This is a genomic window from Pseudomonas putida (assembly GCF_028682175.1).
Taxonomy (GTDB): Bacteria; Pseudomonadota; Gammaproteobacteria; order Pseudomonadales; family Pseudomonadaceae; genus Aquipseudomonas; species Aquipseudomonas putida_AD.
Map to the genome: position 1 here is coordinate 1 of NZ_JANHKS010000090.1, position 9,191 is coordinate 9,191.

The window sequence follows — 9,191 nt, forward strand, 5'->3', positions numbered from 1 at the left end:
CCCGCCGGCAAGCCGTGCTGCTACGAGATCCGTGTCAGAAAGTTACTCTTCAGCAACGAGATTCTTCGCCAGAATCGCGTTGGCCAGGTCCATGTCCGAGGCGTTCAGGCCTGGGTTGTCCTTGCGTACCTGGTCCAGCGCTGCTTCCAGGTATGGGCCACGGATTGCGCCATCGCTGGCGACGAAGCTACCGGCGTCATCCTGAGCCGCAACGATCAGCTTGTGGTGGCGGAACGTGAGGTACGTCGAGCCAGTGGTGGCGCCGGACGAAATGATGTCTCGCAGAAAGCCGTCAGCCATGGCTGAACCGACCGGCAGGGAGAGCAGGGCTAACGTGGCTACAGCAAGTTTAAGACGCATGACGGGTTACTCCGACTTTGGTTGTTCTGAAATGATTTGATACGCCCAAGGTCGATGTAGTTCCATTTCGCCCCACTCATACTGCTTCCACTTTGAGGATCGCGCCGTCCTGGGCGATCACCTTGACCTGCATGCCCACGGCGGTATCCGGCCCTACGACCATCCACACGCCATCGCCTACCTTGATCTTGCCGCGACCGCCAACGATGGCGTCGTGAACAGTGAAAGTGCGGCCGATCAGCTCCGAACCTCGCATGTTCAAACCTGGCTGGTCGGACTTGCGCAACACGCTGCGCTGGCGTCGCCACCAGTACAGCGCAGTCAGCACCGACAGCACGGCGAACAGCAGGAACTGCACCTCCCAGCTCATTGCCGGGATGATGTAGGTGAGAATTCCGACGCCCGCCGCGGCCACGCCAATCCAGAGCAGATAACCGCCTGCACCGAACACTTCCAGGATCAGCAGGACGGTGCCCAGCCCGAGCCAGTCCCAGAACGACAGATTTTGCAGGTAGTCCCACATGGCTCAGACTCGCTTGCCGGCTTCAGGCCTGCTCTTGTCGGCAGCGCCTTTGTCGAAGGTGGCCTTGACGATTTCACCGATACCGCCGACCGCGCCGATCATCTGGCTGGCTTCCAGTGGCATGAGGATGACTTTGCTGTTGTTGGCTGCCGCGAGCCTGCCCAGCGCGTCGATGTATTTTTGTGCAACGAAGTAGTTGATCGCCTGCACATCACCGGCGGCAATGGCTTCGGATACCACTTGGGTCGCACGGGCCTCGGCTTCGGCCTGCCGCTCGCGGGCTTCGGACTCCAGGAAAGCGGCCTGGCGTTCGCCTTCTGCCTCCAGGATCTGCGCCTGTTTCTTGCCTTCGGCGGTGAGAATCGCCGAGGCGCGCAGGCCTTCGGCTTCGAGAATCTGTGCGCGCTTGATCCGCTCGGCTTTCATCTGGCCGCTCATTGCTGCCATCAGGTCGGCAGGCGGACTGATGTCCTTGATCTCGATGCGGGTGATCTTGATGCCCCATGGCGCGGTGGCTTCATCGACGATGCGCAACAGGCGCTCGTTGATCGAGTCTCGCTGGCTGAGCATGGCGTCCAGTTCCATGGAGCCGAGTACGGTACGGATGTTGGTTTGCAGCAGGTTGCGGATCGCGTGCTGCAGATTGTTCACTTCGTATGCAGCCTGGGCGCAGTTGACCACCTGATAGAAACAGACGGCGTCGATCTGCACCGTGGCGTTATCGGAGGTGATGACTTCCTGTGGGGGGATGTCGAGCACGGTCTCCATCATGTTGACCTTGTGTCCGACGCGGTCCATCACCGGCACGATGATGTTAAGGCCCGGCTTCAGGGTGTTGGTGTAGCGGCCAAAGCGTTCGACCGTCCATTGATAGCCCTGCGGCACCACCTTGAAACCCATGAACACGATGGCGATGGCCAAGGCGACGAAGAGTAAAACCACACTACCGATTTGCATAACCTATCCCTGTTGAACAATGGTTGGAGTTCTGTACCGATTCTACCCTGTGTAGTGGCGATAAACATTGGGGGAACGTGCCGGGGTGTTGCCTAGCGCTGTTCGCTCTGAGGCGTGACGCGCAGCACTTCTTCGACGGTGGTCATGCCGGACGAAACCTTTTGCGCACCCGACAGGCGCAGGCTGCGCATGCCGTCCTTGAACGCCTGCCGACGCAGGGCCGTGAGGTCCAGGTCGGCGGTGATCAGGGATTTGACCGCATCGGACATCAACATGATTTCGTATACCCCCGCACGCCCGCGATACCCCGTGTCACGGCACTCCGCGCAGCCAACCGCGCGATGGGCGCCGCTCGGTACCGGCGCCTGCCAAGGCCGCGTCAGGGTCTGCCAATCCACTTCATCAAGCTCAATGGGCGCCTTGCAATGGGGGCACAAGGTACGCACCAGACGCTGGGCCATCACGCCAAGAATCGTCGCCTTGAGCAAGTAATGCGGCACGCCCAGTTCCAGCAGGCGGCTGATTGCGCTCGGCGCGTCGTTGGTGTGCAGGGTCGACAGCACCAGGTGCCCGGTGAGCGCGGCCTGAATCGCCATTTCGGCGGTTTCCAGGTCGCGAATCTCGCCGATCATGATGATGTCCGGGTCCTGCCGCATCAGCGCGCGCACGCCACTGGCGAAGGTCAGGTCGATATTGTGCTGGACCTGCATCTGGTTGAAGGCCGGCTCCACCATCTCGATAGGGTCTTCGATGGTGCAGAGGTTGACCTCCGACGTCGCCAGCTTCTTGAGTGTGGTGTAGAGCGTGGTGGTCTTGCCGGAACCGGTCGGGCCGGTCACCAGGATGATGCCGTTGGGCTGATAGGTCATGCCCTCCCAGCGCCGCAGATCGTCACCGGAGAAGCCCAACTGGTCGAAATCCTTGAGCAGCACTTCGGGGTCGAAGATCCGCATCACCATCTTCTCGCCGAATGCCGTAGGCAAGGTCGAAAGTCGCAGCTCCACTTCGCCGCCGTCGGGCGTCTTGGTCTTGACCCGGCCGTCCTGCGGCTTGCGCTTCTCGGCTACGTTCATCCGGCCCAGGCTTTTCAGGCGGCTGGTCACCGCCATCGTCACCTGCGGAGGGAACTGATAGACGTTGTGCAGCACGCCGTCGATGCGAAAGCGCACCGTGCCGGCCTCCCGGCGTGGCTCGATGTGGATGTCACTGGCGCGCTGCTGGTAGGCGTACTGGAAGAGCCAGTCGACGATGTTGACGATGTGCGCGTCGTTGGCGTCGGGCTCCTGATCGCTGGCGCCGAGCTTGAGCAACTGCTCGAAGTTGCCCAGCGAGCTGACTTTCTGGTCGGTGGCGCTGGCACCGCTGACCGACTTGGCCAACCGGTAGAACTCGACCGCCAGCTTCTGCACGTCGGCCGGGTTGGCGACCACGCGCTTGATCGGCATTTTCAGCACGTGCATCAGGTCCGCTTCCCAGGCCTTCACGTAGGGCTGGGCGCTGGCGATGGTCACGGCTTCGCGATCAACGGCCACTGCGAGAATCTTGTGACGCTGGGCGAAGGCGTAGGACATCAGCGGCGTGACGGCCGCGACATTGATCTTCAGCGGGTCGATGCGCATATAGGGCTGGCCCGATTGCTCGGCCAGCCAGGCCGTGAGGGTTTCAAGGTCGAGCTTCTTGCCGGGGCGACGCAGGTTGTCGAACTGCTGCGCGGCGATGAATTCCAGCGGGTGGGTTTGCAGGTTCTGCGCAGTGCGGCGCAGGGTCAGCGCGTATTCGGCGTTGTCCTGGTCGAGGTATCCCTGCGCGACGAGATCGCGCAGGACTTCATTCAGATCCAGCCAGCGGTCCTGGGAAGATGAGGCAAGGACGGACATGCGGGCTCCTTTGGACGAGACGGCTTACTTCGTTGGTAAGCAAGAGTAGTCCCAAGCGTGCCAGTTGTTGCGTCCTGCAGGTAGTGAAGCGTTGCCAATATTTTCAGCGTACTCAACCGACCGCCAGTGAGACGGGCTCGGATAGGACGTGAAAATCCTCCATCGGTTCCAGTTCCACTGAACAAACATTGATCAGATTGCGCATTTTTTCACCAATCACCTGGGCTCGGTGCCACGTCAGACCGTCGACTTGCGCCTGGATCATCAGCATGCCTTCCTGCTGCAACACGCTGACTTGTTGCGGAATCAGGTATTGCATGGCGAACAGGTTCAGCACCCGGCAGATCAGGTCTGGCTCGGCCTCGGCAAGGATCTGGTAACGCGAACGGCAGTGGGCATTGCTGACGGACCAGGCATCGTGACGAAGCGGCGCGGCGTTGACGGCTTGCAGGTGGGACATGCTGAACTCTCCTATTTTCGCTGTCCGATGGGCTGAAGGCAGCGAGCTGTTTGAGTGAGAGAAAGTCTTGCATGCTGAAACGGGAATTTCTGGTCTATGATCGGTTGATCAACGGCCATTTCGACTAGATTATGCGTCGATTGTTGAATCCGGGAATATCTTATGCAAATCGAACTGGATGCCTATGACCGCAAGATCCTGGCGCTGCTGCAGGAGGACGCTTCGCTGTCCAGCGCGCAGATCGCCGAGCAGGTGGGCCTGTCCCAGTCGCCGTGCTGGCGCAGGATTCAGCGGTTGAAGGATGAGGGGGTTATACGGCGCCAGGTGACGCTGCTGGATCGCAAGAAGATCGGGCTGAATACGCAGATCTTCGCCGAAGTGAAGCTCAATGCCCACGGACGCTCGAATTTCACCGAATTCACCGAGGCGATTCGCGGCTTTCCGGAAGTGCTGGAGTGTTACGTGCTGATGGGGTCGGTGGACTTTCTGCTGCGCATCGTCACGCCGGACATCGAAGCGTACGAGCGGTTTTTCTTCGAGAAGCTGTCGCTGGTGCCGGGGATTCAGGAGGTGAACTCGACGGTGGCGCTGTCGGAGATCAAATCGACCACGAGTCTGCCCGTGTCCCGGTAACCTCTGTAGGAGCGCGCTTGCCCGCGATGGCGGTGGATCAGTTGGAGGTTGCCTGACTGATTCACCACCTCTCCTGTAGGAGTGAGCTTGCTCGCGATCGCGGCGTATCAGTCACCATTTCCGAATCTGACACTCTGCAATCGCGAGCAAGCTCACTCCTACAGGGGTTTGGCGTTGCTTAGATCTTCAGCAGCGTCTTCCACGCCTTGCTTTGCAGCACGGTAATGGTCTGCTGTTCGCGGGCGTCGAGGACTTCGTCGGTGATGTCCAGCTGCGCCAGTTCTTCAAGCTTGTTCAGCTCGCCGTACAGACGGTCCAGCTCCGGCAGTTCCAGGGTCTGACGGGCGCGGTGCAGCCAGACCTGGATGCGCTCGATGCGTGGCAACTGCTCGGCCAGGTCCTCAGGCTGCTGCTGATAGCGCGCAAGGTTCAGCGCGGTGGCTTCATCGCCCAGGAAGCGCGGCAGCCAGCTGCTGAGCATCGCGTTGCCCTGGCGGTTGCCACGGTTGGTGCGCTCCACGGTCCAGCTGCGCTCCATCAGCCAGCGCGAGGTGGTCAGCGAGAACAGGCCCCAACGGGGGTCTTCCAGCTCTTCGATGAACTGCTCGTGGGCAGCAGCACGGACATCAGGATCGTCCTGGCCGGCCTGCACCAGCGTGCGCCAGTCTTCGAGCAGGGCGTCCAGCGCCGCGCGCAGGTCGTGGGTCGAGGCGCGTGGGGCGGCCTGGCCCAGGCTGCCGGTGAGGGCACGCAGCTCGGCGAGCATCTGTACCCAGTCTTGCAGCAGGCTCCAGTGGCCGTTGAAGCGGTATTGCTCGGCCAGACGCTGGCTGCTGCCCAGCAGGAACCAGGCCAGCGCGCTGTAGGCATCGTCCATGGAGGTTTCAGCGTGCAGCTCCGGGACCGGCAGCTTGATCGAGTAGCTGCTGGCGTCGAACAGGCGATAACCGCGTTCGGCCTTGCTGATGTCGCAAGGCATCAAGGGCAGCTTCTCGGCAAGCTCGGCGGCCAGTTCCAGCAGGGCCGCCGGTTCGCCTTCGCGCAGTTCCAGCTCCAGCTCGCAGATTTCTTCCTTCTGCTTGCCGACGATCACGTTGCCCAGGTCCAGCGCCGCCTCGATCACCACCTTGGACTTGCCACGGCCCCAGGCAATCTCGGCCTTTTCGCGGACGAAATCGGTGGTGAACAGCGGCTTGATGGTCTTCTTGTCCAGATCGGCCAGTTGCTCGGGCCAGCACTCGCCGTCGAGCTTCTTCAAGTCCAGCTTGGCCTTGGGCAGGTCCCAGTTGTACTCGTTGCGCTCGGACAGGCCGGCAACGCTCTGGCCGCGGGTCTTGAGGGTCTGGATGATCGCGTCGCCGTCACGGCGCAGGCGCAGGGCGACCTTGGCGTGAGCCAGTTCGCGCTCTGGGGTGTCGAAGTACTGGTTGAACAGCTCCAGACGCTCCCAGCCACTCTTGTTGCGTTTCTTCAGCAGCGGGTGCTCGCGCAAGGCGGTGAGGGTTTCGCGGCTGACGCGGAGTTTGATTTCGGTTTCTTTCTGCATGGCCGGAGAATCCAGGAGCTGTATGACTGATAACAGGAGACGCAACCGGAATCGACACAGCTGCGTGGGTCGTGCAGTGTACAGGACATCACCCGTGACCGTTTATTCCAGCTGCTCGAACACCCTATGATGTTCGACAACCTGCACCCAGGAGTCGCCTATGCCATTGCCGTCCATGAAAGAGCAGTTCGCGGCCCTGATCGCCGCGCCTTCGGTGAGCTGCACGCAACCTGCGCTGGATCAGTCCAACCGCCCCGTCATCGACCTGCTGGCCACCTGGCTGGGCGATCTGGGTTTTGCCTGCGACATCCAGCAGGTCAGCCCTGGCAAATTCAACTTGCTGGCGACCTACGGCAGCGGCCCCGGCGGCCTGGTGCTGTCGGGCCACAGTGACACCGTGCCCTATGACGACGCGCTGTGGAAGACCGATCCGCTGAAGCTGACAGAAGTCGACGGCAACTGGGTAGGACTGGGTAGCTGTGACATGAAAGGCTTTTTCGCGCTGGCGATCGAGGCCCTGCAACCCTTGCTGGACAAGCCGTTCAAGCAGCCGCTCATCATCCTGGCGACTTGCGACGAGGAAAGCTCGATGTCCGGCGCCAAGGCCCTCGCAGCGGCCGGTGGCGTGCTGGGCCGCGCTGCGGTGATCGGCGAGCCCACGGGCCTAAAGCCGATTCGCCTGCACAAGGGCGTGATGATGGAGCGCATCGAGATTCTGGGCCGCAGTGGCCATTCGTCGGATCCGAGCCTTGGCCACAGCGCCCTCGAAGCGATGTATGACGCCATCGGCGCCCTCAAGGGCCTGCGCCAGCAGTGGCAGACACAGTTCAGCAATCCGCAGTTCAGCGTTCCGCAACCGACCATGAACTTCGGCTGCATCCACGGTGGCGACAACCCCAACCGCATTTGCGGCCAGTGTTCACTGGAGTTCGACCTGCGCCCGCTGCCGGGCATGGACCCGGAAATGCTGCGCGCCGCCATTCGCCAGAAGCTGCAGCCCTTGGCCGAACAGCATCAGGTGCAGATCGACTACGCGCCGTTGTTCGCCGAAGTCTCGCCGTTCGAGCAAAGCGCCGATGCGGAACTGGTGCGGGTGGCCGAGCGTCTGACAGGGCATACCGCAGAAGCGGTGGCATTTGGCACTGAAGCGCCTTATCTTCAGCGCCTGGGCTGTGAAACCATCGTGTTGGGCCCGGGAGACATCGCCTGCGCGCACCAGCCCGGCGAATATCTCGAAATGTCACGTTTGCAGCCTACAGTGCGTCTACTGCGTGAATTGATCCAGCATTACTGCCTGGCTACACCTTGAATGCGGCCCTTGAATGCTGTCCATTGAGTGCTGTCACCTGAGCCAGCCAGAACCCAGAACCAGAAGGAGACTACGCGTGTTGCGATGCCTGTTCCGACGATAAAGCTCATGCCGCTGTGAGTGTTTTCACCCTTCGTCCATTTTTCTACAGGCCCTTTTGAAGATGCCCGATTACGTCAATTGGCTACGCCACGCGTCTCCCTATATCAATGCCCACCGCGACTGCACCTTTATCGTCCTGCTGCCGGGCGACGGCGTCGCGCACCCCAACTTCGGCAACATCGTCCATGACCTGGTGCTGCTGCACAGCCTGGGCGTGCGTCTGGTGCTGGTCCACGGTTCGCGCCCGCAAATCGAAAGCCGCCTGGAAGCGCGGGGCATCACGCCGCATTTCCACCGCGACCTGCGGGTGACCGACTCGGCCACGCTGGAATGCGTGATCGATGCGGTCGGCGCGCTGCGTATCGCCATCGAGGCCCGGCTGTCGATGGATATGGCTGCTTCGCCCATGCAGGGCTCGCGTCTGCGGGTGACTGGCGGCAATTTCGTCACGGCGCGCCCGATTGGCGTGCTCGAAGGCGTCGACTATCAGCACACCGGCGAGGTGCGCCGCATCGACCGCAAGGGTATCAATCGCCTGCTCGATGAGCGTTCCATCGTGCTGCTGTCGCCCTTGGGCTATTCGCCAACGGGCGAGATTTTCAACCTGGCCTGCGAAGACGTCGCGACCCGCGCCGCGGTCGATCTGGGGGCGGAGAAGCTGCTGCTGTTCGGCGCTGAATCCGGCCTGATGGACGAGCAGGGCCGGCTGGTGCGTGAACTGCGCCCGCAGCAAGTACCGGCGCACCTCCAGCGTCTGGGCAACAACTATCAGGCCGAGTTGCTGGATGCGGCGGCCCAGGCCTGCCGTGGCGGCGTGGCCCGCAGCCACATCGTCAGTTACGTTGAGGACGGCGCGCTGCTGTCCGAGCTGTTCACCCGCGCCGGTGGCGGTACGCTGGTCGCCCAGGAGCAGTTCGAACTGGTGCGCGAGGCGTCGATTGGTGATGTGGGCGGCCTGATCGACCTTATCACCCCGCTGGAAGAGCAGGGCATTCTGGTGCGCCGCTCCCGCGAGGTGCTGGAGCGCGAGATCGAGCAGTTCAGTGTGGTCGAACGCGAAGGGCTGATTATCGCCTGTGCGGCGCTGTATCCGATTGCCGATTCCGAGGCGGGGGAGCTGGCGTGTCTGGCGGTGAATCCTGAGTACCGCCACGGCGGACGCGGCGATGAGTTGCTCGAACGCATCGAAGAGCGGGCGCGGGCCCAGGGCCTCAAGACCCTTTTCGTGCTCACCACCCGCACCGCGCACTGGTTCCGCGAGCGGGGCTTCGAGCCAAGCAGCGTAGACCGCCTGCCGAGCGCGCGGGCGTCGCTGTACAACTATCAGCGAAATTCGAAGATTTTCGAGAAGGCGATTTAAAAAAACACCCTCTGTACCTGTAGGAGCGCGCTTGCCCGCGACTGCGGTAGTCGCTATCAGACGC

9 protein-coding genes are annotated in these 9,191 nt (G+C 61.9%); 3 read left to right on the forward strand and 6 right to left on the reverse strand.

The window, feature by feature from the left end; translation table 11 throughout:
* Window positions 1-42 precede the first annotated feature (42 nt).
* From NPS29_RS28260 to NPS29_RS28280, 5 genes are all read right to left on the reverse strand, one after another.
* Entirely contained in the window at window positions 43-360 is a 318-nt protein-coding gene (locus NPS29_RS28260; RefSeq protein ID WP_274136770.1) for a DUF2388 domain-containing protein, read from the reverse strand.
* Window positions 361-436: 76 nt separating this feature from the next.
* Window positions 437-883: an NfeD family protein gene (locus NPS29_RS28265; protein ID WP_274136771.1), complete on the reverse strand. Its 447-nt coding sequence runs from the start codon at window positions 881-883 to the stop codon at window positions 437-439.
* A 3-nt stretch (window positions 884-886) separates the two neighbouring features.
* Entirely contained in the window at window positions 887-1,840 is a 954-nt protein-coding gene (locus NPS29_RS28270) for an SPFH domain-containing protein (protein WP_274136772.1), read from the reverse strand.
* 92 nt (window positions 1,841-1,932) lie between these two features.
* A complete protein-coding gene (locus NPS29_RS28275) occupies window positions 1,933-3,717 on the reverse strand; it encodes a GspE/PulE family protein (protein ID WP_274136773.1) in 1,785 nt (594 codons plus the stop codon).
* 112 nt (window positions 3,718-3,829) lie between these two features.
* The gene (locus NPS29_RS28280) at window positions 3,830-4,177 is read right to left on the reverse strand and encodes a hypothetical protein (protein ID WP_274136774.1); all 348 of its coding nucleotides are present in this window, start codon (window positions 4,175-4,177) and stop codon (window positions 3,830-3,832) included.
* A 162-nt stretch (window positions 4,178-4,339) separates the two neighbouring features.
* Between NPS29_RS28280 and NPS29_RS28285 the strand changes: the two genes are divergently transcribed.
* Window positions 4,340-4,810: an Lrp/AsnC family transcriptional regulator gene (locus tag NPS29_RS28285; protein ID WP_274136775.1), complete on the forward strand. Its 471-nt coding sequence runs from the start codon at window positions 4,340-4,342 to the stop codon at window positions 4,808-4,810.
* Window positions 4,811-4,988: 178 nt separating this feature from the next.
* Here NPS29_RS28285 and NPS29_RS28290 read toward each other — a convergent pair whose 3' ends face one another.
* Window positions 4,989-6,356 carry an inorganic triphosphatase gene (locus NPS29_RS28290; protein WP_274136776.1) on the reverse strand — a complete coding sequence of 456 codons (1,368 nt, stop codon included), beginning with the start codon at window positions 6,354-6,356 and terminating at the stop codon, window positions 4,989-4,991.
* A 160-nt stretch (window positions 6,357-6,516) separates the two neighbouring features.
* Between NPS29_RS28290 and argE the strand changes: the two genes are divergently transcribed.
* Window positions 6,517-7,665, forward strand: coding sequence for an acetylornithine deacetylase (gene argE / locus NPS29_RS28295; RefSeq protein WP_274136777.1), 1,149 nt, complete (start codon window positions 6,517-6,519; stop codon window positions 7,663-7,665).
* A gap of 163 nt (window positions 7,666-7,828) precedes the next feature.
* Window positions 7,829-9,127 carry an amino-acid N-acetyltransferase gene (argA, locus tag NPS29_RS28300; RefSeq protein WP_274136778.1) on the forward strand — a complete coding sequence of 433 codons (1,299 nt, stop codon included), beginning with the start codon at window positions 7,829-7,831 and terminating at the stop codon, window positions 9,125-9,127.
* Window positions 9,128-9,191: the final 64 nt, after the last annotated feature.

Coding starts and splice junctions, on each gene's coding strand:
- NPS29_RS28260 (WP_274136770.1), bottom strand. CDS start 360: ATGCGTCTTAAACTTGCTGTAGCCACGTTAGCCCTGCTCTCCCTGCCG.
- NPS29_RS28265 (WP_274136771.1), bottom strand. CDS start 883: ATGTGGGACTACCTGCAAAATCTGTCGTTCTGGGACTGGCTCGGGCTG.
- NPS29_RS28270 (WP_274136772.1), bottom strand. CDS start 1,840: ATGCAAATCGGTAGTGTGGTTTTACTCTTCGTCGCCTTGGCCATCGCC.
- NPS29_RS28275 (WP_274136773.1), bottom strand. CDS start 3,717: ATGTCCGTCCTTGCCTCATCTTCCCAGGACCGCTGGCTGGATCTGAAT.
- NPS29_RS28280 (WP_274136774.1), bottom strand. CDS start 4,177: ATGTCCCACCTGCAAGCCGTCAACGCCGCGCCGCTTCGTCACGATGCC.
- NPS29_RS28285 (WP_274136775.1), top strand. CDS start 4,340: ATGCAAATCGAACTGGATGCCTATGACCGCAAGATCCTGGCGCTGCTG.
- NPS29_RS28290 (WP_274136776.1), bottom strand. CDS start 6,356: ATGCAGAAAGAAACCGAAATCAAACTCCGCGTCAGCCGCGAAACCCTC.
- argE (WP_274136777.1), top strand. CDS start 6,517: ATGCCATTGCCGTCCATGAAAGAGCAGTTCGCGGCCCTGATCGCCGCG.
- argA (WP_274136778.1), top strand. CDS start 7,829: ATGCCCGATTACGTCAATTGGCTACGCCACGCGTCTCCCTATATCAAT.